The organism is Alteromonas sp. G4i13, from assembly GCF_054960505.1.
On record NZ_JBHNYX010000014.1, the window covers coordinates 80,322 to 104,218 of the forward strand.

General features: G+C 45.6%; 17 protein-coding genes. 5 read left to right on the forward strand and 12 right to left on the reverse strand.

What is annotated here, in order from left to right; translation table 11 throughout:
• Positions 1-224: 224 nt before the first annotated feature.
• Together ACFI6J_RS09025 and ACFI6J_RS09030 are read right to left on the reverse strand one after the other, a co-directional pair.
• A complete protein-coding gene (locus ACFI6J_RS09025) occupies positions 225-1,049 on the reverse strand; it encodes a putative porin (RefSeq protein WP_061486408.1) in 825 nt (274 codons plus the stop codon).
• A 158-nt stretch (positions 1,050-1,207) separates the two neighbouring features.
• The gene (locus ACFI6J_RS09030) at positions 1,208-1,978 is read right to left on the reverse strand and encodes a SapC family protein (protein ID WP_014950439.1); all 771 of its coding nucleotides are present in this window, start codon (positions 1,976-1,978) and stop codon (positions 1,208-1,210) included.
• A gap of 392 nt (positions 1,979-2,370) precedes the next feature.
• Here ACFI6J_RS09030 and ACFI6J_RS09035 point away from each other — a divergent pair, with 392 nt between their 5' ends.
• A complete protein-coding gene (locus ACFI6J_RS09035; RefSeq protein WP_348670403.1) occupies positions 2,371-3,597 on the forward strand; it encodes a dipeptidase in 1,227 nt (408 codons plus the stop codon).
• A gap of 85 nt (positions 3,598-3,682) precedes the next feature.
• Here ACFI6J_RS09035 and ACFI6J_RS09040 read toward each other — a convergent pair whose 3' ends face one another.
• The 6 genes from ACFI6J_RS09040 to ACFI6J_RS09065 form a co-directional block, all read right to left on the reverse strand.
• Positions 3,683-6,946 (reverse strand): efflux RND transporter permease subunit, encoded by a 3,264-nt coding sequence (locus ACFI6J_RS09040; RefSeq protein WP_462556184.1) that lies wholly within the window; start codon positions 6,944-6,946, stop codon positions 3,683-3,685.
• Positions 6,939-8,684 carry an efflux RND transporter periplasmic adaptor subunit gene (locus tag ACFI6J_RS09045; protein ID WP_348670406.1) on the reverse strand — a complete coding sequence of 582 codons (1,746 nt, stop codon included), beginning with the start codon at positions 8,682-8,684 and terminating at the stop codon, positions 6,939-6,941. The genes ACFI6J_RS09040 and ACFI6J_RS09045 overlap by 8 nt, the downstream gene beginning before the upstream one ends.
• Positions 8,685-8,689: 5 nt before the next feature.
• The gene (locus tag ACFI6J_RS09050; RefSeq protein WP_061486413.1) at positions 8,690-10,111 is read right to left on the reverse strand and encodes a TolC family protein; all 1,422 of its coding nucleotides are present in this window, start codon (positions 10,109-10,111) and stop codon (positions 8,690-8,692) included.
• Positions 10,112-10,474: 363 nt separating this feature from the next.
• Positions 10,475-10,888 (reverse strand): hypothetical protein, encoded by a 414-nt coding sequence (locus ACFI6J_RS09055; RefSeq protein WP_231506555.1) that lies wholly within the window; start codon positions 10,886-10,888, stop codon positions 10,475-10,477.
• A 104-nt stretch (positions 10,889-10,992) separates the two neighbouring features.
• Positions 10,993-12,078 (reverse strand): alpha/beta fold hydrolase, encoded by a 1,086-nt coding sequence (locus ACFI6J_RS09060; RefSeq protein WP_348670408.1) that lies wholly within the window; start codon positions 12,076-12,078, stop codon positions 10,993-10,995.
• Between the two features lie 84 nt (positions 12,079-12,162).
• Entirely contained in the window at positions 12,163-12,903 is a 741-nt protein-coding gene (locus ACFI6J_RS09065; RefSeq protein WP_014950446.1) for a glutathione peroxidase, read from the reverse strand.
• Positions 12,904-13,128: 225 nt separating this feature from the next.
• On the opposite strand from ACFI6J_RS09065, the gene ACFI6J_RS09070 reads away from it, so the two are divergent.
• The 4 genes from ACFI6J_RS09070 to ACFI6J_RS09085 all read left to right on the forward strand — a co-directional run bounded on the left by ACFI6J_RS09070 (position 13,129) and on the right by ACFI6J_RS09085 (position 16,704).
• Positions 13,129-13,824, forward strand: coding sequence for an AAA family ATPase (locus ACFI6J_RS09070; protein ID WP_156086818.1), 696 nt, complete (start codon positions 13,129-13,131; stop codon positions 13,822-13,824).
• Positions 13,784-14,107: a hypothetical protein gene (locus tag ACFI6J_RS09075; RefSeq protein WP_014950448.1), complete on the forward strand. Its 324-nt coding sequence runs from the start codon at positions 13,784-13,786 to the stop codon at positions 14,105-14,107. The genes ACFI6J_RS09070 and ACFI6J_RS09075 overlap by 41 nt, the downstream gene beginning before the upstream one ends.
• A 128-nt stretch (positions 14,108-14,235) precedes the next feature.
• Positions 14,236-16,368 (forward strand): GGDEF domain-containing protein, encoded by a 2,133-nt coding sequence (locus ACFI6J_RS09080; RefSeq protein ID WP_156086819.1) that lies wholly within the window; start codon positions 14,236-14,238, stop codon positions 16,366-16,368.
• Positions 16,369-16,386: 18 nt separating this feature from the next.
• Entirely contained in the window at positions 16,387-16,704 is a 318-nt protein-coding gene (locus tag ACFI6J_RS09085) for a GFA family protein (protein WP_039227925.1), read from the forward strand.
• A 93-nt stretch (positions 16,705-16,797) separates the two neighbouring features.
• Here the strand turns inward: ACFI6J_RS09085 and prsR are convergent, their stop codons facing one another.
• The 4 genes from prsR to ACFI6J_RS09105 all read right to left on the reverse strand — a co-directional run bounded on the left by prsR (position 16,798) and on the right by ACFI6J_RS09105 (position 23,767).
• The gene (gene prsR, locus ACFI6J_RS09090) at positions 16,798-18,159 is read right to left on the reverse strand and encodes a PEP-CTERM-box response regulator transcription factor (RefSeq protein WP_014950451.1); all 1,362 of its coding nucleotides are present in this window, start codon (positions 18,157-18,159) and stop codon (positions 16,798-16,800) included.
• A gap of 75 nt (positions 18,160-18,234) precedes the next feature.
• The gene (gene prsK / locus ACFI6J_RS09095) at positions 18,235-20,286 is read right to left on the reverse strand and encodes an XrtA/PEP-CTERM system histidine kinase PrsK (protein WP_462556196.1); all 2,052 of its coding nucleotides are present in this window, start codon (positions 20,284-20,286) and stop codon (positions 18,235-18,237) included.
• Between the two features lie 146 nt (positions 20,287-20,432).
• Entirely contained in the window at positions 20,433-21,557 is a 1,125-nt protein-coding gene (locus ACFI6J_RS09100) for a beta-ketoacyl-ACP synthase III (RefSeq protein WP_348671035.1), read from the reverse strand.
• A 407-nt stretch (positions 21,558-21,964) separates the two neighbouring features.
• Entirely contained in the window at positions 21,965-23,767 is a 1,803-nt protein-coding gene (locus tag ACFI6J_RS09105; RefSeq protein ID WP_014950455.1) for a choice-of-anchor I family protein, read from the reverse strand.
• Positions 23,768-23,897: the final 130 nt, after the last annotated feature.

Below are 23,897 nucleotides of genomic sequence, written 5' to 3' on the forward strand. Positions count from 1 at the left end.
GTAATTAATCGATGAACTGCTGTTTTTGACTGTAAATAAGCGGCGAGATCTCACGATTATGTTTAACGCTGTTTTCAGCGGTATTGCGCGTATGCTGAGTCGTAATTCAAACAGCTGCGCCACATCAGCACGTTAAAAAACGAGTGAGTTAACACGACTAGTGCTAACTCACTGCATTTACATCAACGCGTGCTAACGCATAGCAATAATCAGGGAGTTCTTACTTAGAAACGATAGGATGCTGAAAGTGAAGCAACGTCACTGCTTTCTTCCCCATCAATATCCGTTTCATAGCTTGCTGATATTGAAAACTGTTCATTGACCCAATAATCGAGTGCTACTCCAACAGCCTTTTCATTTACAAAGCCGTCTGGCGCATCTGAATAGGTGAACAAGCCAGCAACACTGAAACCTTTATTGAAGAAGTAACGAGCTGAGCCATAAAAAACGTCATTACTTTCAGCTATATACTCGGCCATAAAGTCCCAGCCTTTACCCTCCTTTCCAACAGTTGTGTAACGAGTAAAAATTAATGCAGAAGATTCGTTACCGCTAGCTTCAAACACGTCATCTTCGAAGGCATATTCAGTGCTGAAGTGCTGATAAGTCAAACCTGCGCCAACTTGCCACTCACGTGATAAGTTGTAACCCAGCTTAGCATTTATGTCGGTGCTATCAGATTCGCCATAGCCATTGTTCCATTTCCTATGAACCCCTTCGATTGCTAACATTAAGTTTTCATCGATGTAAAACGTCGCTCCAAGATTAAAAAAGTCGGCACCATCTAAATTGGCGTAACCACCAGATAAACTCGATACACGCTGAAGATAAGGGTTTATAAGGTAAGCGCCGCTGTTTCCGCTAACTTCTTCCAGGTAGCGCACATACCTTGCACCGTAGAGGTTGTCATCGAATCCTTCAGGATCGACAGCGGTAAACTGTACTTCGTTTTGTGTAGCTGCATGTGCTGCTGAGACTGTAAATACTGAAGCCGTGATAAGTGATAGTGCAGTTAGCGTAGTTTTTAGCTTATTAGTGTTAGTGTTCATGTCTTTTGTCCTTAAAAAATGTGTTGGGAACGAGGTGTAAGATAAGACATTAAAACTTAACGGTTTCTGAACGAAACGTGACGAAGTCTGAACGTGAATTTTAGGTACAAAAAAACCCGCAACTTTGCGGGCTTTTAAACTTCAAAATGAGGGAGCGATTACGCGTTTGGCGCCGCTTCAGGTGCTGCTTCTTCTGCTTTAACCGCAGAAAGCTGCATGCTGCGAATTGGGTTTTCTGTGTCGTTAGAAAGCTCAACAAGGCGGTTTAGCTGACCAACAGACATCATTACTGCGTAGATAGCACCTAGGAAGCCTTGCTTGTGTAGCTCAAGCACCTGCTCTTCTGGCAGCTCAAGAAGCTTCTTCTCGTTGATGCTCATCATGCCGGTAACATTGCGCTGTTTACCATCTTGGTAAGTAAGGCGAATTTGAATTGGATCAAGAAGGTCCAGTTCAACGACTTTCGCAACAAAACGCTGAGTTAGCATTTCGCTATTCGCAAGGTCTGCTAGGAATTTCTGACGGTTATCTAGGAACTCGCTTGCTTCACCAGCTTCAGTGAATAGCGCTTGGCCTTCGTCAGAAATAAGGTCAGAGTTTTCATCAATGTAAACGCCAAGCTTGTCGCCGTCTGGACGCACGTCGAATGGATAGCGAAGGATGTTCATTGGAACGTGAGGGCCTTTCCAGCTGTCGCCAGTTAGAAAAAGGTTTTGACCTTGTTCCATACCAAGCATAGTCACAACGTGGTGACGCTTTGATGTAGTGTCTTCAATGAACACTAGCGGCATTGTCGCAGCTAGTTGTGCAAATTCACGGATCGTTGCTGCTGCAAGGTGTGTATTTTTCGCAAAGCTGAAAGATGTATTTACCGCAACCTTTAGGTCTTTATGCTTTTCTTTATCTAGCGGTACAAAATTAATAGCCATATTTATTTCTCATACTTGTTAGCTGTGGCCCCGGCTTGATTATGTGAGAAGAGCGGGTGCCACTAAAAAATTACGTCGGCCGCGCTGATGCATAGTAGTCATCGATAGTTGGCGGAGCGCTTGGGAGTATCCCGTATTCGCGCAATGAAGTCACGCAGTCTTCACCATAACAAGTTTTAAATTTTTATTGCAATGTAAACTTGAAGTAAACAAGCACAAGCGCTCTAAAAATGAGCAATATCGACTAATTTAGGGCTTAGTGAGAGCAATCTGGGGTAAATGCATAGCAAGTAAAAGCCTATTGTCGCAGTGCGCATTATCCTTTAGTCTCGTATTGCTATTAAGTTAGCGGTTGTTGACCTAAGCGATAAAAAACAAAATAAGGATTTTCTATGAAGGGGCGCTTCCCACTCTCATCTTGCGCATTACTTGTCTCTGCGCTTTTTGCTTCACACTATGTACTTGCTGAGACCTCTACTTACTCAGCATCTGAAAAAGCTATCAAGATCGCACAAGAAACTATTATTGTTGATGGACACATTGATGTTCCTTATCGCGTAAAGGAAAAGTGGGTTGATGTCACTAAAGCCACGCAGGACGGCGACTTCGACTACCCTCGTGCAGTATCTGGTGGTTTGAACGCCCCTTTTATGAGTATTTACGTGCCTGCTAGTTTAGACAACTCTCCAGAATCTACGCAGCTTGCCCATGAGCTCATCGATTCAGTAGAAGCCATTGTTGCCCGTGCACCTGATAAATTTGCCATTGCTAAAAGCCCTTCTGACGTAAAAGCCCAATTTGAAAAAGGGTTAATTTCACTGCCAATGGGCATGGAAAATGGTTCTCCTATTCAAGGTGACTTGGCGAATCTAACGGCTTTTTACGAGCGCGGGATTCGCTACATCACCCTTGCTCATAGTCAAGCTAACCACATTTCTGACTCTTCGTATGACCTGCGCAGAAAATGGAAAGGCCTTAGCCCGTTTGGCAAAACCTTAGTGGGCGAAATGAACAACATTGGTATTATGCTGGATATTTCCCATGTGTCTGACGACGCCTTTTACCAAGTTATTGAGTTAACAAAGGTGCCAGTTATAGCGTCACATTCTTCACTGCGCCGCTTTACCCCCGGTTTTGAGCGCAACATGGACGACGAGATGATCAAAAAACTCGGTGAAAATGGCGGTGTTATTATGATTAACTTTGGTTCTAGTTTTGTTTCTAAGGAAGCTGGCAAGTGGCGTAGTGGCCTTACTGCAGCGCGCAAAGCCTTGGTTGAAAAAGAAGGCGAAGACAGCCCTAAGCTAGAGAACTTTGAAGAGAATTATCGCAAAGAAGTGCCATACCCTTATTCAACCCTTGATGAAGTGCTTGACCATATCGATCACGTGGTAAAACTGATTGGTGTTGATCACGTGGGTATTGGTTCAGACTATGACGGTGTAGGTGACTCACTCCCCATTGGGCTTAAAGACGTGGCGAGTTTTCCAAACCTAGTACAAGGATTGCTGGATAGAGGTTATAGCCGTACCGACATTGAAAAGATATTGAGCGGAAACCTTTTGCGCGTTTGGCAACAAGTTGAGGAATATGCGGAAGACTATGCGAAAGCGCACTAGTCGCGCAATGCTTTAAAAATGAAGCGTAGGGAAGCGTGTTATCGCTTCCCCATGCTTTATCTACTCTATAGTATTTTCAACTCTATTATTTTTTGCGTGACACAATTAAGTAAAACGCGCTTGGCAATACCAACAGTGTTAATACCAGTGCACTCGCCATACCGCCTACCATAGGCGCCGCAATGCGCTGCATCACTTCACTACCAGTTCCAGTGGCATAAAGCACAGGCAACAAGCCCACAATAATTGAAAGCGATGTCATCATAACTGGGCGAAGTCTTGCCGAGGCGGCATGGACAATAGCCTTTTTCACAAGCGCATCTTTTTTAGTGTTGCCATTTTCTGTTTCGTGGCTAGTGAGTGCATCTGATACATATTGGTTTAGATAGACCAGCATGATAACGCCTATTTCTACCGCTACACCTGCTAAGGCAATAAACCCAACACCTACCGCCACCGACAGATTGAAGTTAAGAAGATAAAGCAACCATACGCTGCCCACCAGCGCCAACGGTAAGGTCGCGAGTATGAGTGCCACATCGCGAAGGCGTTTAAATGCCAGATAAAGCAAAAGGCAGATAATGGCTAACGTTAGCGGTATAACCACCGACAGTTTTGCTTTCGCGCGCTCAAGGTAAGCAAACTGCCCCGCCCACGTAATGGAGTATCCAGTGGGTAAATCAAGTTGCTCTGACAAATGACGTTTTGCGCTATCTACATAACCCCCTAAGTCAATACCCGTGGCTGAGTCTGACGAGATATCAATGTATACCCATCCGTTTAATCGGGCATTTTCACTTTTAATCCCAGCCGGCCCGTCGTCAATACGCACGGTCGCCACATCGCCAAGGGTAATGTGAACACCGCTTGGTGTGACGAAAGGCATGGATGCTAAAGATTCAGGCGTATCGCGGTAGTGCTGTAAAAAGCGCATGGCAATAGGAAAACGCTCACGCCCTTCCACTGATTGTGTAACCACTTTGCCGCCCACTGCCGAGCCTACAATACCGTGAACATCGTCTATCGTCATGCCGTAGCGCGCCGCCAACTGCCTGTCGATATCGATATAAACGTAACGGCCACCCACCACACGCTCAGCGTATACTGATGCTGTATTGGGCAGGTCTTTAAGCAGTATCTCAGTATCCTTTCCTATGGCTTCAATGCCTGCTAGGTCAGGCCCCGCAATCTTGATCCCAACAGGGGTTTTTATCCCGGTTGCCAACATGTCGATACGGGTTTTAATTGGCATTACCCACGCATTGGTCAGCCCTGGAAATTGCACCAGAGCGTTAAGCTCTTCTTTGAGCTTTTCAGTGGTCATGCCCGCCCTCCACTGGGCTTTCGGTTTAAGCTGAATGAAGGTTTCAATCATCGTCAATGGTGCAGGGTCTGTGGCCGTATCTGCGCGTCCAATTTTCCCGAATACCGTTTCAACCTCGGGCAAGGTTGCAATAAGCTTGTCCGTCTGCTGTAAAAGCTCTCTGGCTTTACCCACTGAAATACCCGGATAGGTAGTAGGCATATACATCAAATCGCCTTCGTCCAGTTCGGGCATAAATTCGCTACCTAGTTGGTTTAACGGCCAGTACATGGAAAGCAATAAGCAAAATGCCCCCGCCAAGGTGAGCAGTGGGTAGTTAAGCAGCCGCGTTAGCAATGGCTGATACACACGTTCTAAAGCTCGATTTACCGGGTTCTGGGCTTCAGATCGTATTTTTCCGCGTACGAAATAACCCGCCAGCACAGGAACTAAAGTAATTGCCAGCGCCGCAGCTGCTGCCATGGCATAGGTTTTGGTAAAGGCAAGAGGCGCAAAAAGACGACCTTCTTGCGCTTCCAATGCAAAAACAGGAATAAAGGATACGGTTATAATTAGGAGCGCAAAGAATAAAGCTGGACCAACTTCGGTGGTCGACTTAATCACCAGTTCCCAACGTTTGGCTGCCGAAAGCTTTGCAGAAGTTGGTATAGATGTTTGCGACTGGGCACTCCCTGACCCAACCTGACTTGCTGAATCCCTTTGACTCGCTGAATCCCTTTGACTCGCTGAGGCTCCCTGACTTGATGAAACAGCATGCTGATGAATGTGCTTGTGTAAATTTTCAACCACAACAATAGCGCCATCCACCATTGCACCAATAGCGATAGCAATGCCACCTAAAGACATGATGTTGGCATTAAGTCCCTGCAGCTTCATTACGATAAACGCGGCGAGAATACCAATAGGCAAACTGATTAGCGCAACCATAGATGAGCGTAAGTGAAACAAGAAGATAGCGCATACCAAACCAACGACCAGCAATTCCTCCACCAACTTATTGGTGAGGGTATCGACGGACTTATCAATAAGGGTGGAGCGATCGTACACGGGAACGATATTCACCCCTTCCGGCAAGCTCGCTTTTAATGAATCCAGCTTAGCTTTAACCGCATCGATAGTGGCTTTTGCGTTTTCGCCATAGCGCATCACTATAATGCCACCCACGGTTTCGCCATTCCCGTTTAGTTCAGCAATACCGCGGCGCATCAACGGGCTTTCTACCACTTGTGCTACATCATTAATCGTTATGCTAACGCCGTCCTTGATAACGCCTGTAGGCAACGACAGTATGTCGTCAATGCCCTGAATGTAGCTTTGCGCACTAACCATGTACTCTGCCTCGGCCATTTCAATAACCGAAGCGCCTGACGCGCGGTTACCCCGTTTAAGGGCAATTTCTATCATGGATGGCTGAATGTTGTAGGCACGTAATTTTTCAGGGTCGACAATAACTTGGTATTGTTTAACCATCCCTCCAATAGACGCCACTTCAGATACGCCTTCAACTGACTGAAGCTCAAACTTCAAGAACCAGTCTTGCAACGCCCTTAACTCACCAGCATCTAGCGCATTTGGCTGACTAGCATCGTTCTCCAACGCATAAATGTAAACCCAACCTACCCCTGTCGCATCTGGACCTAACTGAGGTGTCACGCCTTCTGGAAGTTGCGAAGACGCCTGGCTTAGGTATTCCAGAACACGGCTTCGAGCCCAGTACATGTCTGTATCGTCATCAAAGATAATATATACGTAGGCATCGCCGAAGAATGAATACCCTCGCACCGTCTGTGCGCCAGGCACTGACATTAGCGCAGAGGTGAGAGGAAACGTCACCTGATCTTCCACCACTTGCGGCGACTGACCGGGATAGTTTACTTTCACTATAACTTGGACATCAGATAAATCAGGGATAGCATCGACGGGGGTGTTTTTCACCGCCCAGACACCAGCAATACTGAGCATAATAGCGCTCAGCAATACCAGTATTCTATTGTTTACCGACCAGCGAATTACCGATTCAATCATGGTGCATATGCTCCTTATGATTTATCGATTTTTGTTCTGCCGACTTGTGAACCATTGACTTATGAACCATCGACTCGTGAGCATCGCTTTGTTCTCCATTGCCCTTCCGCTCGCCCGCATCATGTTTATGATTACTGTGACCTGAGTCATGCACCATGCCCTTGTCCATTGCATGTTCACTATGTTTACGCATATCAATAACCGTGAACTCTTCGCCAGTCACAAAGGTGAACATGATGTTGTCACCTTCACTAAACTGAGATAAGTCAATATGCTTTGATACCGCAAATGACATTGTCGCAGGTCCCCGCCCCCATTTTTCAATCGGCCCGCGAGCGATTACTAACGTTGCGTTATTCGAAGCGCCATTCGTTTCGGTGTCAGCTGGCAATTCAATTGCCTCAATTGTACCTGTTGTCGTGGCCTGGTGATCGGGCGCTTTCATTCGCTCAAAGTCACTGCTTTTCGACGACTCTGAATCAATCAAAAATTGTGCTGATACCACCACATCATCCTCTGGCAGCAAGCCTTCGACGACTTCAAAATGTGTACTATCGCTTTGCCCCAGCGTTACGCGTACCGACTTAAAGTTGCCATCGCCATCACTGAGTACCACTTTTGCGCCCTCAGTCGTGCGAATAACGGCACTGCGAGGAACCAGTAATGCCGCCTTGCGTTGAGTAGGCTTTATTCCAACGTGGGCAAACATATTGGGCTTTAACGTGTGGTTGTTATTGTTTAGCGGTATGCGCACTTTCAGGGTTCGCGTTGTTTCTGACAAAGACGGATAAATATACTCTACGTGGCTTTCCCATTTAGCTCCGGACGCATGGTCCATTTCATCAAGGGTAACCACAGCGCTATTATGAGGCGCTATAATTTGCGCGTACTTTTCAGGCACCTCGGCAATCACCCACACCGTATCTAGCTGTGCAATGCTCATCAAGGTTGTCCCGGGCTGAACGTAAAATCCTTCCCTGATATTCAGCGCTTCTACCACACCGCTTTGCGGCGCGTTAAATGTGACGGTTTGTGTTACTCGTCTAGTTTTTTGCAATGCTTCAATAACGCTTTTTGATAGCCCCAGAGTTCTTAGGCGCTCGGCTGCGCCATCAATTAAACGTGCGTCTCCTCGCTTAATAGCTAAAACGTATTCTTCTTGTGCGCTAACTAATTCTGGCGAATACAGGGTATAAAGTGCCTGTCCTTCTTCTACTTGCTCACCTTGAGATTTAATGAAAAGCCTGTCGACCCAACCTGACACTCTAGGGTGGATGTGCACAATACTCTCTTCATCGTAAGCAACGTTGCCCACCGCCGTTACGGTCTGTTGAAGTGCTCCTATGGTAACGGGCGCGACTTTAACCCCTATATTGTGCTGTACATTTGGCGGAATCATTACGGTACCAGGCGTACGCTCATTACTTTTCGCAGATGTTGCTTCGTCATTGGCGTATACGGGCACCAAGTCCATTCCCATCGGTGACTTTCCCGGTTTGTCACGGCGATAGCTGTCATCCATAGGCGCTACCCAATATAAAGGGGCTTTGTTATCAGTTTCGTCGCTGTGGGTGTTTACTCCGCTGTGGGCACTTTCACCATGTCCGTGTTTTGATGAATCAGGCAATAATAATGAAGCCAAGCCGTACGCTAACAGGCCGCCAAATAGCAGACCTATTAGCAAACCTTTTAATAGTGTGCTTTTTGTATCTGGAGCAGGGGGAGTTGAAGATGTCATATTAACTACTCTTTATTCGAAAAATGGGCGTGAGTGGGCAGGTACAAATAAGCAAGTGACGCCAGTGTCCTGGCGCGCTCGATGTCGATTTTGAGTAAATCATCCTGTACCTGTACTTGCTTGAGATTGGCATTAACAACATCACTAATATCACCGGTGTCTGTGGTATAAGCTGTCAGTTCAGCTTCAGAAAGTTGCTGTGTTTCACCAATTAACGCCGTTTCATAAAGCGCTTTGCGCTCACTTAGCGCTGACAAGCGTGATTTAAGCACCTCTGCATTCGCGGCAAGCTCGTTCACTTTCAAGCGGAAGTCCGTTTCAGACGCACTCATTTTGGAAGCCGCCGCCGCTATTGAAGCGTCTTGACGAGATTTGTTGAAAAACGGAAGGTCTACTTGAACACCCAATGACACAAAATCAGCTCGGCTTGCGCCATTTTGCGCGTCTTGTCTGTATCCATAACTTGCTTCAAATGCCCACTGAGACTTAGTTTGCTCTCGCGCTATGTTCACATTTTGCGCTTCTATCTGGGTCTGAATTTGAAGCAGCATAGCCTCAGGATGATGCTGTAGTATTGAAAAAGGCTCACTGCTCTCAATAACCGTTAAGAACGAAGAAAGGCTGAGGTTGCTGTCGTTTAAGATAGCATCGAGCTCGATACGCTTTGGATAAGAAGGCGTTGATTCTTGCGTTGATTGAGCCAGCGGTGCGCTTACAGAGTCATCTAGCGGCGCACCAAACCATTTTGAAAGTGCCGATCTCGCTTCATTTTTTTGCTGGTAGGCCTGCACATATTTGTCGTCTAGTGACAACAATGCCAAGCGCACTTGCAGTATGTCTTGCTGCGCCGCTGCACCAACGCCTTGACTGTATCTGGAGTCAGTAAAATCGAGTAGCTGAGTAAGCAATGATTTCTCTTTGTCCAATAATCCAATGCGACGTGTTGCATAGACCCAATCTAACCAAGTAAGGGTAACTTCACGTTTAAGCCACGCCTTTCTCGCTTGGCTCTCTACGGACATTTGATCAGCCATAACCTGATACTTTTGCCGGCTGTAGAGGTTTTCATCGCCTCGCGGTAACTGCTGCTTCAAACCAACTTTAAATTGCGTCATAGGCTCTTGGTCAAATGCGAAGCCGTCGGTAGGCAAGTTTTGTACAGACGCTGAAACCTGAGGGTTTGCCCAATATGATGACGCTTCAGCTTCTGCATTAAAGCGATCCTTTCGATGCGCATTCCCTTTAAGCAAAGGGTCGTATTGAATAGCTAGCTGCAGCGCTTGTTCTAAGCTTAACGGTTGCGCCTTAGCAGGCTTTATAAACAGGAGAAAAGAAGTCAGCACGAATAATACGATAAACACTGTGCTCGCGCTACAGGGCCTACCAGCGCTAACGCCCTCTTTATTAGATACCAAATAAATGCTCATGAGTAACATCACTTTTCAAGCGTAATGCGTGTTGAATTCGTCTGCTTTTCGCTGCCTTTGACAAAGGGAGTTAGCAAAAAAGCGTGCCACGCGTTACAGAGATAAAAAGGTTAGAGGCACTTTAAATCGAAGTAAGGACTTCGTTAGATAAAATACATCCCTATGCGAAACAAATCCGCAAGATAGATCTATGCTGTGAGCAGTGATTTAGGTGGGCGAAACTGCCCAAAATGAAGGGTTTTGCACTGTCCTAAAACAGGGGCAGTGGCCGCCATTCTCGCTACCAATACTTCGGTCTCGAAAGTAGGCTGTAAAAGCGCGGTTGCGCTTAGATTTAAACAGTGATCGGCAGGACAGTTACACTCATCCTTGCAACAAGGCATGTTGTTCATTTGCGCTATCAAACGCTGCATCGCCGACTTGACTCATTGTGTTTGCATTGCTATTTGCAGTTAATGCCGCATCTTGCGATGACATTCCCTGATGTTGGCAATGTGTATTCGAGAATTCGGATGGTCCCGCAGGCTTTCTAATTACACCGTTTTTTGCGTAGGTGTTACCCTCTGCATCTGACAAATAAGTTGAATGAGAAGCATGAGACGAAACAGAATTCTCTGCCATCGCAGATACAGAATGAGTGTGGTTGAAAGTATGTTCAACAGACACGGCGCGACCTGATGACACAAGGGACATCATCAAGAAGAATATAAAAACTAACGAATTGACGTTAGATTCTTTATACCATTTAGGCGCTAAACCAAACTGAAACTTGCTCAAGTGCTACTCAAAGGGTTTCTGTGTCATTGATAATATGGGTTAAATAATAGCTTGTTGTCGAGAGCCAGTAAAGCTCACTTATAGCGCATACTGGCTCCAACCTTCTAGAATTGCGACAAATAATCCTGCAACATCAAGCTCATGGTCGGGAACAAGGGGTTTGCTTTAGGTACCGCACACTCTTCTTGCTGATTAACCATGTTTGCATTGAAATTCATTTGTTTAAGCAGTCGAGGACTAACGACTAAGTCTGCGTGGCACAATGCATAAGACTCATCAATAACAAAAAAGGTATTCGGACCTTCACTTGCGTCCATTAACTGCTCTATGCCGCGAATTGGCGTGGTTACATCAGCTTGAGAGTGAGCGGCAAATAGTGGCACTTCAATTTGCTGTCCTTCCTCGACTTTGTCCCGAATGATGTTTATTAAATCCATCAATTCCAACCCTGCTAAACCTGCCACATTTGGATACTTGTAAGGGTTGGGGCCATGAGTTTGATAGGTTCCATCAATAATTCTGGCTAAAAGTTTAATGCCCCAAATTCGAGACATACTTTCAGCATTATCAGACAGCGCCAGCGCGCCAGAAAATAGCATAAGACCATCAATATTATTTACTTCGCTTCCTGCACTATCCAGATAATGTTCAACCGCCAGCGCACCACCTGTAGAGAAGCCACCTATAAGCAAAGTATCACCCATGCTATCAGCCAATTTAATGACTTCATCAACATGCCCCTGCCAGCGCTCAGCTAAATCCCAGTCAGACATGTCATCATCGGCATCTCGTTTACCATGCCCAGGCAAAAGCGGCACGACTACAGTAAAACCCTGTTCAAATAAGATGTTGGCGATTTCACGCATAAAGAAAGGTGAGTCGCTTAAGCCGTGGATAAGCACTGCCACCTTGCTGCTTGATTTGTTGGTCAGCATGAAAGGCGAATTGCCTTCATTGCGCAATACGTTGCTGCATACCGAAAAACGATTGAGTGCCGTTTCTCTACACGGCTGGGTTTGGCCCCACTCTTTTTCGTAAAATGCTTTGAACTGATTTTGAAGGTCTGAAAAACTTCTGCTTTTCATTTCGCTCGTATCGGGTATAGATAAATTTGCGGCTATAGCCATATTTACACCTAAAAGCGCAACAATACCTATGAGCATTTTTACAAAAAACTTCGATGACACTATTATTCTCCGCTACGGATAATTAATAAAAAACGGGAGCAGTTTACCATGCTCCCGTTTCTTGTGACGATTAATACGTATATTACGTTAGCTAAAGTAAACCTCTAGATCGTCAGAACCACCGATATGTTTACCACCGATAAAGACCTGCGGCACAGTCTCACGACCGCTAATCGCCGTTAAGCTGGTTAGTGATGCATCTTTACCCAACACGATTTCTTCGTACTCGTAGCCTTTTTCATCAAGCAGTTTTTTCGCTTTAGCACAGAAAGGACAACCCGGTTTTGTGATAATAGAAACAGGCGCGTTAGTTTGCTCTTCTGGCGCAATGTAAGCCAGCATGGTATCTGCATCCGACACTTCAAACGGGTCGCCAGCTACATCAGGCTCAATAAACATTTTGTCTACCACGCCATCTTTCACTAGCATCGAGTAACGCCAACTTCTTTTGCCGAAACCCAAATCCGCTTTATCGACTAGCATACCCATGCCATCGGTAAATTCTCCGTTACCGTCGGGAATAACGGTTATGTTAGCGGCTTCTTGATCTGCGGCCCATGCATTCATAACAAAAGTATCGTTTACCGATACACAAACAATCTCATCAATGCCGTGTTTCGCAAACTTTTTCGCTAAAGCGTTATAGCGAGGCAGGTGGGTAGAAGAACAGGTTGGTGTAAAAGCACCTGGAAGTGAGAAGACCACAACATTTTTGCCAGAAAATAATTCATCTGTCGTTTTCGTTACCCACGTCTCACCTTCTCTGCACGGAAATGAAACGCTAGGTACTTTTTGGCCTTCTTTGGAAGTGAAGCGACTTTCTGACATAACAACCTCTTATCGGTAATCTCAATTATAAAGTAAGAAGACTAGAATGAGTTTTTGCACAAATCAATAGGTATTGTCTTACATTCGTTAATATCGATTTTGATGCTGAACCTAGCTGATAGCCTGCCTATGCTTTGAGTGGAGGTTAGGTACGGTCGTGACACCATTCACGACCCACCGTAACGCTCAGTATTTTAACATAAGCGATATTCGAGGGTTATCACCATGATTATTTTGGTTGGTGGAGAAAAAGGCGGTAGCGGAAAGAGCTGCCTGGCACAAAACATTGCAGTGTATCTTCGCACTGAAAAAGGTGCCAAGGTGTTAATGGTCGACTGTGACCCGCAGCGAACGACCTCAGACTGGATCCAAGAGCGTAAAGCTATCCCTCGTCTCGCTGAAATTAACTGTGTTCAGTTATACGGTAAAATACGTAACGAATTACTTAGCCTGCGTCAGTATTACGATTACGTTGTAATAGACTGTGGTGGACAAGATAACCTAGCGCTTCGCTCGTCAATGGCTGTTGCTGACCATATACTGATTCCACTTAGACCCAAACGTCGCGATCTCAAAACGGTACCTCACATGGAAGATATCTTATCTACCTGTAAAATGGTTAACCCGAAAATGAACGCCGCATTCGTTATCACACAGTGCCCTTCTCTACCTAGCCTGGCAAACCGTATTCTAGAGGCCAAAGAAGTGTGTCGCTCATTTGGTATTCCCGTCCTAAACTCTGTTACCTTCAGTAGAAACATGTATGACGATTCAGAAGAGTCGGGGCAGTCAGTTATTGAGAGTGAACCAGAAGGTAAAGCGGCCACAGAAATAAGAACCTTGTTTGAAGAGCTATTAGCTGGGAAAGTGGAGGATGCTTATGAGTTTACTCAACCTCAAAAAGTCGAAGCCGTTAGCTAAGCCCAATCTACGAACTGTAGAAGATTTTATCGACGATGCGCTGCTTTATGCCCAAGGTAAAGTGGATAAAAAGCAACCATCGGCGGCAAAAAACGATCTAAAAGACGTTCGTACAGACCGCGTTGTGCCGATAAGAAAGCCTGCAAAATCAGAAGGTATGCGACATGCTACCTTTACGTTAACACCGCAATGTATTGAAAAACTTGCAAACATTGCCCAAAAGACAGGTAAAGCCAAGTCTGCACTGATTCGAGAGTGGATTGAAAATAACAGCATAAATTAGACTAAAGTATAAATCCAAATACGTATTTCATTCGTTTTATCCTTCACAATAATGATGTTGCCTTGGCGTTAGCCTACTGAGATACTCACCGACAGCATGTTCTGACAGTGTATAGGAGATACAATCGAATGGGCCGTGAAGGATTTAGCACCGTGCGCGTGCTGGTGTGTGCCCTGCTAATTGCTGTGCATGGCGCACAGGTAAAAACGGTAGAAGCGTTCGAGCTTTTCAATACGGAGATTGCTGATGTCGAGAATCTTTTAAATGCCAAGCAATATGCTGACGCCGATAGCAAGGCACTGTTGCTTTTAGAGCAAGCGCTACAACAGCAGCAAATGCCTGCTGATACATTTTCTGCCCTGGGACTCTTACTTCAAAACGCATCGCGTTTTGAGGTGTCAAAAGCCATTTTTAATGCCGCCTTAGAGCGCTACACCACAAATGGTGAATTAAACAAAATGGCGTCAACGCTATTACAACTAGCTACCTCAGAAAGACACCTTTCAAATTATGCTATTGCATTGACTTATGTGCATCGCGCTATGTCTATTGCTCAAATTGAGCGTAATGAATTACTTAAGGCTCAATTGAACCTTGAGCTAGGCATAATTCAACAAGAACAAGGCGAAATTGAAACCGCTTTGGAGCCGTTAAAGCAAGCGCTACGTTATTTTCGTGAAAATAACATGGCCAATGAAATGAGTGTTACGTTGCTGCGCATCGGTGAGATATACAGTTTGCTCAACCAAGCAACGTTGGCTCATACCTACTACCAAGACGCTTTCAATAGTATCGAGGAAACACAGGAAACCCGATTACTTGGTGTGATCAAAACTCGTATTGGTGCCCTGTCTCTCAAAACAGGCTCTGTAGACCAAGCGATAAAAGCAATTAACGAAGGTCTTGAACTCCTGCTATCCACCTCTGATGTAGGGGCCATAGCCGAAGCAGAAATGCTATTGGGAAGAGCATTGGTTGAAAACGGCGATACGGCTAAAGGGCGAGAGTTATTGCAAGAAGCCATGCAATTTGCTGATTCATCGGGCCAGGCAAAATTGGTCAAAGAAGGCAGACTCGCTTTAGCGCAAGCCTATATGAAAGAGCAGAGTTTCGAATTAGCCTTAGAAGAGGCCCGCACGGGTACCATTGACGCGAGAAAAAATAGAGACCTTAGAGGACAACTTAGTTTTCTTTCGTTACAGCTAAGCGCCTTTGTATCACTAGGCGAATTCAAAAAAGCCTTAGATATTCAATCTGTTATGCAGCAGCTGCGTGAGGTACTACTTGATTCAGAAAACAAGTCTGCCGTTGAAGGTCTGCAGGCTGAGATTGAGCTTGTGAGGCAATCTAGGACGTTGGAGAAACTGGAAGAGTCCAAGCAGCTGGCGTTAGCGCAAGCTGAGCGAGAAAACCTGCAGACGACGCTTTTTTGGAGCATATCATTAGCAGCGTTACTATTGACGTTTTTAGTGTGGAGCCGCTACAAACAACGTCAGCAAACGATTATTTTGCGCAGAGAAGTACGCCAGCAAACACTAAATCTTCAAGAAAAAAATCAAGAACTGGAAAGAGCCTATAAAACGCTAGAAGAGGTAAGCCTGCGCGATCCGTTAACGGGTTTGTACAATAGGCACTACCTCGAATCGCAGCTTCCCGGTGAAATAAGGCGCAGCCAGTTCTCGGCAAAACAAAGCCCCAGTACAGGAAAGACGAAACAAGACTTACTTTGCTTACTTATTGATATCGACCACTTTAAGCGCGTCAATGACGACTATGGGCATATTGCCGGCGATAAAGTGCTATCAGCGTTTGCCAATGTCCTCAAAGAGGTGTTCAGACAAACGGATTTAATTATTCGATGGGGAGGCGAGGAGTTTTTGGTGGTTTGTCGCCAATCTACTCGTGAAGAGCTCCCTGAGGTTGCCGAGCGCTGCCGAGAAATGGTCGCAAACACTCCTTTTGATATCGGCTTAGAAAAACCAATCAATATTACTTGTAGCATTGGCTTTTCGCTGCTTCCTCCAGATAAAGAGGAAGACTTTGATACCGCGTGGAAACGCACATTCGCCGTTATCGATTACGCGCTGTATGCCACCAAATTATCAGGGAGAAATGGATGGGTTGGCGTAATCGAAACGCTTAAAACTCCAAGGGAATACCCCACTCCACTAGATACGAAGTTTAATTTTCCTGGTTCGAGAATTGCCACATCGTTCAACAACGTGGCAAGTATCAAATGGCCGGAGACCCTCGAGAAATAGCAGTAGAGGAATAGAGATATGTACAGAGGAAGCTGCAGCTGCCAAGCAATTCAATATGAAATTGATCATATCGGAGAGCTTGACGCCGATGACGAAACGCTAAGCCATTCAGATACCAGTGAACTGCGCGTTACAATTGAAAAAGAGCAGCTGGTTATTGACTGTGCACCGTCAGCGCTAGCGGAACTACACGAGGCTAATGACGAAACCCACCACGTGTGTAACATTTGTGGGAGCGTTATCTTTGTTGAGCGTGGCTCTAACCAAGTGTCGGTTGAGGTGACCTTCAGCGGTCATGACGTCTTAGCAGAGTCTCACTGCCAGTTTGTCTTTTAGGTGAGTAAACAAGGATAAAGGCGAACTGCGAGTTCGCCCAGATATCAACAAGTGAGAAGTACATTTCTCACCTGTTTGGTAGTCATGTCTACCCTAGTCGCTATTTTTGATGTCTTCCATATGATACTTATCAATGAGCGAATACAACGTGGGACGAGTGACGCCAAGTAATTCTGCCGTTTTCGACATATTTTTATCTGCTTTTTGATAGGCTCGGCGAATAGCTCGACTTTCAGCAATTTCTCGCACTTCACGCAGATTCAACGTTTCAGGCTCATCATGGGCATCTACAGGCATCAAGCCTAAATCGTCAGGTTGAATTACCGTACCTTCAGCCATAATAACCGCCGACTTTAGCTTGTTTTGCATTTCTCGAATGTTGCCCGGCCATTTATGGGCGAGCATGGCGTTAACTGCAGTTTCTGAAAAGCTCTTCGCTTTAGCTTTGAATTCTTCGCGATAAATATTCAAGAACGTACGTGCAAGTAAAATAATGTCTTGGTCTCGTTCACGTAATGGAGGGATCATGATCGGCATTTCCCCCACACGGTAATATAAGTCTTCCCTGAATGTTTCTTGCGCCACCATAGCCTGTAAATCGCGGTGTGTTGCACAAATTACGCGTATATCAACGGGAATTTCATTGCGTCCACCAACGCGCTCGATCACGCGTTCCTGCAAAAACCGAAGCATCTTAGCTTGCAGACCAATGGGCATATCACCAATTTCATCTAAAAATAGTGTTCCGCCTTGTGCTGTTTCTATCTTGCCGACGGTGGTTTTGTTCGCGCCAGTAAACGCCCCTTTTTCGTAACCGAACAATTCACTTTCTAGTAAGTTCTCTGGGATAGACGCACAGTTAATAGCAACGAAAGGTTTGTCTTTTCTAGGGCTGTGTTCGTGAATACTGCGCGCGAAAACTTCTTTACCTGTGCCACTTTCACCAAGTAACAGGGTGCTTATGTCGGTATTGGCAATTTTCTCAGCGCGACGTACCACTTTTTGAATAGCTTCGCTGTTACCCACTATTCTGGACATGCCAGAACGGGTGCGGGCAAGAATGCTATTCTCATGCTCTAACTTAGACAGGTTAAGCGCACGGTGCACCAATAATTTGATGGTATCTGAATCGATAGGCTTCTGATAAAAATCGTATGCCCCAAAATCGATTGCTTTTAATGCGTGTTGTTTATCGTTATTACCTGTAACAACGATAACTTTGGTTCTAGGCGCTAGCGCAATGATATCGTGAAGAATACGTAAACCTTCCGACGCATTCGCTGGATCTGGCGGAAGCCCTAAATCTAGGGTAACAACCTTAGGTTCAAAACGACGGAGCTGGGCTATGGCAGATGTGTGATCGTCCGCAAAAACAACGTTGTAATCGGTAAGACTCCATTTAAGTTGCTTTTGGATACCTAAATCATCATCTACTACCAAAATGGTATCGGTCATTTCATCATCCTATTATTCTACTTCATCCATCGAAAGGGAGTGGATTTGATAATATCCACTTTTTAGTTATACACCCTATCCTATCGGAAAATGCAGCGTAAAACAGCTACCGCGTCCAGGTTCACTTTGAACAGTTAGTTTGCCACCGATAGACTCGATATATGTTTTTGCATCATATGCACCAATCCCCATACCAGCATTGCCTTTCGTGGTATCAAATGGCTTGAATAGTCGCTCTTCAATAAACGCTTTATCCATACCTGACCCTGTATCTTCTATCAAAACTAGCTGCGATTTGTTGTCAGAATTTCCAGTAATCACCACGTCGACTTCTCCGTTATCTGCGGTTGCCTGCTGAGCGTTGCTGATTAGGTGATAAAGCACGTTTGCCACCTTATCCTTATCAACCGTCACGGCCGTTTCTTTTAGCACATGAACTGTTGGTAGCGGACGTAAACCTGAACAGCGGTTGTTGACCACATCTTTGGCCAGCTCCGAAATCAAAAATTCTGAGTTTACACCTTCTTCAACGGCCTTCTTATCAGTCAGCTGTTTGAGCATTTTTTCCATTCTTGCCTTAGTATGCTCCAAGGTTTCGAAGGTGTCTTCGATAAATTCAGGGTTGTGTTTATGCTGTTGAGCATTGGCAAGAATAAGGTCGACTTGAGCAAGTACATTTTTTAAGTCATGTAAAACGAACGCAGACATTCGATTGAACGCCGCAAACTGGGCGTTTTCAGCTACCACCTGAGCCGCCTCGTGGTGCTGCATGTACGTGCCTACTTGCTCAGAAACGGCGGTTAGATAGTCTTTCACTTCCCAATTTAAAGTGATTTTTTCATTGTCTCCTGACGCGAGAACAGCAAATCCCCACAGCTTCCCCTCTTTTAAGAAAGGCACGAAGAGTTGGTAGCCCCATGCTTTTAGTGCATCTCTATCTAGCTTTAACCCTTCGTAGTCGAATGGTTTGACGAGGTAGGCGTCCGTATCAATGATCCAGCCATTTTTGTCGCTGTAACTTGCAAGCGTTTCCAACGTTGTACAGGTAGCGTTGTTTTCTTCCGAATCTGTTGACGCAGTGTTTGTAATAGGTGATGCCTTAGCCACGCATTCGTAGCCATTCTGCGTTACTTTAAACAGCAGGCCTGACTCATATTGAATGGCGTTAAGCATTCCTGTTAGGCCAGCGTGGTAAACATCTGATGAGGTATCCCCTGCACGCGTTAACCACTGCGTTAATTTCACCCATTCAACGCGGTAGTCGAACTGATTCGCAAAGAAATGTTTAGTGATAAATACTTTTATCTTAGTGCGAAAGCCGTTGGACAAGAATACAGTGGCGAGCAATGCAAATGACATCACAACCAATATGATTTGAACCGTCGCTCCCCAGTTGCCTCCCATATAATTTATGGCATAGCCGACAACAGCCATCACAAAAAGATAACCGCCCGCCACTAAGAGTAGAGAGCTGTGCAACACCACGTCCCGCGAGATAAAGATATCAATGCCCCAGTGATGAATTCGTCGAATCGATATGACGAGTAAGGGCATTAACAAGAAGTAAATATAGCCTCGTGCCGCTATGTAGCCAATTTCCACCTGGTTAACCATGGTAGCGTTTGCATAGGTAACGAACTCAAACAGGTTGGTTGCGCCCAGATAAATAATGATTGGTTTAAACGCCCACTGCTCACGCCCCGCCTGTCGATACACAACTTCTAGAAGAACAAGCACTTCTAATGACAGCACGATCAATACAAGAAAGCTCCACGCGGGATTTACTACCAATAGATAAGGAGCTAGCAAAGCTGCTAGTGCGGGGGCAATAATAATTAACGTTACAGGGCGTTTTAGCACGTCGAAGATGTTGCTAAAGCTGGTCTGTATACAGCCAGCCAAAAAGAGTAGCCATGCGAGCTGCTTAAGTACGTCAGCACTGAGTAACCAGCTTAGCGAGATAGGTCCAAATAACGAAGTGATTAAGGTTGTGGACCATAAAAAGGTGGCTGCGGTCGCCAATACCAATAAATGCTTGGCTACGCCGGGTTTGCGTACCGTTAACAACAGCAATAAAAGGGCTAAGTGCGCCAGACTATTTAACCCATAGCCTACATCTGAAATCATCCTTTTATCTCACCTTTATTATCATTATTTAGGAGATGAAATACAGGGAGGCGCATTGATGCAACGTCCCTGAAACCTTCGATATACAGCACATAACGTTTTTAGCTAGGTACGGTGCGCAGGCATCGCCCGCGCTATGATAAAAACTATCGTTTACGGATCACTAGTGAGCCAATTGAATACCCTGCACCGAAAGAGCAAAGTACTCCCACGTCACCGGCAACCAGGTCTTCATGGTGTAAACCAAACGCAATCACAGAACCCGCAGAAGCAGTGTTGGCAAACTCGTCTAACACAATTGGCGCTTCGGTACGGTCAGCATCGCGACCTAACAGGCGTTTGCAAATCAAGGTGTTCATATTGATATTAGCTTGGTGAAGCCACCAACGCTTGACGCCTTCTGGCGTAATGTCGTGACTCGCTAAATGCGCTTCAATATGCGCTGCTGCCAATGGACACACTTCCTTGAAAACTTTGCGACCCGCTTGATGGAACAGCTTATCAGGTCCATACGGATCAACGTCTTCGGCACGTGTCATGTAACCAAAATTAGAACGAATATTGTTTGAGAATTTCGTCAATGCTTTGGTGCTTAGCACGTCGTACACGTGCTCACTTTTGGCGGTTTCAGCAAGCTCAAGCACCGTCGCCGTAGCCACATCGCCAAAAATAAAGTGACTGTCGCGATCAGCGTAGTTAATTTGCGGTGAGACCAACTCAGGGTTAATAACCAACACGCGAGTCGCATTTTTCGCGCTCAGCATTTCATAGGCGCGATGCATACCGAACGTTGCTGCAGAACAAGCAACTAGCATATCGAAACCAAACCCTTCAATATTAAGAGCTTCTTGTACTTCAATTGCAATCGCAGGATAAGCACGCTGGGTGTATGCACACGACACAATCACAGCATCAATTTCATCGGCCGTAACATTGGCGGATGCCAGAGCTAACTTGGCTGCTTCGACGGCAATTTCAGCTTGGTGAGAAAGTTCGTCATCTGCTCGAGGGGCAATCTTAGGCTTCATTCGAGTGATGTCTAGCGCACCCTCTTTTTGATAGATGTAGCGACTTTTAATTCCTGATGCTTTTTCGATGAACTCTGCACTTGAATAAGGCATTGCTGCTACATCACCTGATTCGATTTGCGCTTTATTTTCTTCGTTAAACGCATCTACGTAAGCATTGTAGCTATCTACTAGCTCTTCGTTAGTTATACTGTCTTTAGGGTGCCATACACCCACACCACTAATCACAACTTGCTGAGACATAGGCATTCTCTATTATTTGATAGCACTATGGCGGTATTGAGCATTGCGTTACTCTGTGTCCTAAACGCATCTATACCAGTGCAATTGAGCCTAATCGTATTTACCTTAAAAAATACGACTGCGTTTTATGGGTTATAGCTTACCTTAATCCTTAAACGGTGTAACCATTGTGAACGCAAGGAAAGCTCTATTCCTCCTTTTAATACCAGTCCGCATAGATAATTACCCACTCAGCGAGACTTAAAATGTTCGTAATCATGGCGTGTTTTCGCAGGTATAGTGGCTCTACATCAAGGTGACACAACAAAGAGTAAGGACATTTAAAACTCGCCCTTCGGGAAGGTCTGGCAAGCTACCAATAAAAAACCCCGCTTCAAAGCGGGGTTTCATGTAATCAATGCGGGAGCTTACAGCTGGTTGATTTGCCACACCGTTACTGTGCCGCTAACTTCGTTGCCTACAACAAGAAGAGGCACACCGCTTGGGCTGTCTTCAGCGCTAACAAAAACCAGGCTTTCTGGCGCTAAGTCACCAATGACATCGTCGCTTGTCAAACCTTCGGTTAGGTCACGGTTAATTACATATTCTGCAAATTGAACGTCATAAGGGTTAGTAACGTCGTATACGAAAATACCGCCCATGCGCTCTGTGCCGATAAACGCGTAAGTGCGATCGCCAACTTGACCCACGGTTAACGCTTCTGGCTCTGGACCTTTATTCTCTGAGCGCGAGTCGCTTGCATTTTCATCGTCACCATTGTTGAACTGCGCCCCATGAACCGACGCTGTAATACGTTCAAAATCATCACCCGAGTCATAAACCACTAAACCGTTTTGATCCCAGATTGTGAATGAACGTGCACCGTAAGCGTACGCTGCATCGTACTCGCCGTTTCCGTCAGCATCACCCATAGCTGAAGTTACACGTAAGTCGTCCGCTTCACCTGTCGCCTGTAGCATAGCTAATTCAGAGTTGGCGGCAGCGGTAAGATCTTCTACTTTAACTTCGTCTGTATAAGCTAGACAGCCATCATCTTCGTCAAAATCAACACCACCTGCAGCAGTACATGCCGCCTCATCAGCAGCGTCAAAGAAGTACTCACGGGCATCGCCTTCGTTAGCGGTAAGAATGAAAGTCGCATCCTTCCATGTAAAGTTAGCAATGGTATCAGGCTGGTATACACCATAAATACCTGTGTACTGACCAAAACTCACCGCATCATTTTCTTGGATATCAATATTAAGTCCAGCCCAAGACTTAGTTCCTAGGCCGACGACATCTACCGTTAACTCTTCCAAGTCAATAATCGCAAGGCCATTGTTTTCCTGAAGACTAACGTATGCAACGTCGTTAGTAGCGGTGATGTATTCTGGTTCCAGATCTTTCGCTACCGTTGAGGTAATCGCCGTGCCGTTAATCGTGCGTCCTGCTGGGTTAGGAAACATCATTCCCTGCGCCATCAAGTCTGCTTCAGTACCGTTTAGAGCAGTAAAGCCAACGGTCGTCCCCGTTTCTTCTGGCTCACCACTTGCAAGAATATTAATGACGCTAACAGAACCTTCAGGGTCAATGGTGTAGTCATCAGAAGGCTCACCCTCGTTCGCTACCAACACTTTGCCACCATCTGGCGTAAAAGTGACCATATCCGGTAGGGCGCCAACCTCGACAGAATCTAAAAAGGCTGGAGCAGAACTGTCTAGCCCGTTGTAGAACAACACATAACCGTTATCAGTTTTAACGTCTGCAGGTACGGCAACAGCCATAAGGTCACCGCTAACCGCAATGCTTGTTAAGCTACCTAAAGTCACACCATTTATATCGGCAGGCAGTGCGATAGTGGTAAGCGTTAGCGTAGTGGTGTTTATCGGATCAGCCATAGTAGCCGTGCTTACGCTAGAGGCATCAATAACTGCTATTGTATTCGTCTCGCCGTTTGTCGCGTAAATCGTATTGGTCTCAGCATGGTACTGAACAATTTCTGCGGCCGTTTGATTGCCTAAGAAAGCACGACCAACGATATCCATTGCAATGCCGATTGACGCATCGGTACCATCACTTCCGTCTGTCCCTGGGTCACCTTGTTCACCCTGAGGTCCTTGAGCTCCTGTTTCGCCCTGCGCACCGTCGTCACCGTCAAGGCCACATCCCGTGAGCGCCGCTGATACTAAAAATGCAAGTAACCCGTATTTAAACTTATTACGCACTGCCATTTGATTTCCTTTTTATTTGTATTTTTGTCGTACGTTATGAGGCTCGAGAAACCCAAGGATTTTTCCACCTTGTTCTCGCAAAGCGAAGGAAGAAAACAGGGATCCCTAACCTTAGTACACCAGAAATTTT

Excerpts from the sequence above, each read along its gene's own strand:
- ACFI6J_RS09100 (WP_348671035.1), bottom strand. The coding sequence starts at position 21,557 with ATGTCTCAGCAAGTTGTGATTAGTGGTGTGGGTGTATGGCACCCTAAA.
- ACFI6J_RS09080 (WP_156086819.1), top strand. The coding sequence starts at position 14,236 with ATGGGCCGTGAAGGATTTAGCACCGTGCGCGTGCTGGTGTGTGCCCTG.
- ACFI6J_RS09085 (WP_039227925.1), top strand. The coding sequence starts at position 16,387 with ATGTACAGAGGAAGCTGCAGCTGCCAAGCAATTCAATATGAAATTGAT.
- ACFI6J_RS09065 (WP_014950446.1), bottom strand. The coding sequence starts at position 12,903 with ATGTCAGAAAGTCGCTTCACTTCCAAAGAAGGCCAAAAAGTACCTAGC.
- ACFI6J_RS09025 (WP_061486408.1), bottom strand. The coding sequence starts at position 1,049 with ATGAACACTAACACTAATAAGCTAAAAACTACGCTAACTGCACTATCA.
- ACFI6J_RS09030 (WP_014950439.1), bottom strand. The coding sequence starts at position 1,978 with ATGGCTATTAATTTTGTACCGCTAGATAAAGAAAAGCATAAAGACCTA.
- prsR (WP_014950451.1), bottom strand. The coding sequence starts at position 18,159 with ATGACCGATACCATTTTGGTAGTAGATGATGATTTAGGTATCCAAAAG.
- ACFI6J_RS09035 (WP_348670403.1), top strand. The coding sequence starts at position 2,371 with ATGAAGGGGCGCTTCCCACTCTCATCTTGCGCATTACTTGTCTCTGCG.
- prsK (WP_462556196.1), bottom strand. The coding sequence starts at position 20,286 with ATGATTTCAGATGTAGGCTATGGGTTAAATAGTCTGGCGCACTTAGCC.
- ACFI6J_RS09040 (WP_462556184.1), bottom strand. The coding sequence starts at position 6,946 with ATGATTGAATCGGTAATTCGCTGGTCGGTAAACAATAGAATACTGGTA.
- ACFI6J_RS09105 (WP_014950455.1), bottom strand. The coding sequence starts at position 23,767 with ATGGCAGTGCGTAATAAGTTTAAATACGGGTTACTTGCATTTTTAGTA.
- ACFI6J_RS09050 (WP_061486413.1), bottom strand. The coding sequence starts at position 10,111 with ATGAGCATTTATTTGGTATCTAATAAAGAGGGCGTTAGCGCTGGTAGG.
- ACFI6J_RS09075 (WP_014950448.1), top strand. The coding sequence starts at position 13,784 with ATGAGTTTACTCAACCTCAAAAAGTCGAAGCCGTTAGCTAAGCCCAAT.
- ACFI6J_RS09045 (WP_348670406.1), bottom strand. The coding sequence starts at position 8,684 with ATGACATCTTCAACTCCCCCTGCTCCAGATACAAAAAGCACACTATTA.
- ACFI6J_RS09070 (WP_156086818.1), top strand. The coding sequence starts at position 13,129 with ATGATTATTTTGGTTGGTGGAGAAAAAGGCGGTAGCGGAAAGAGCTGC.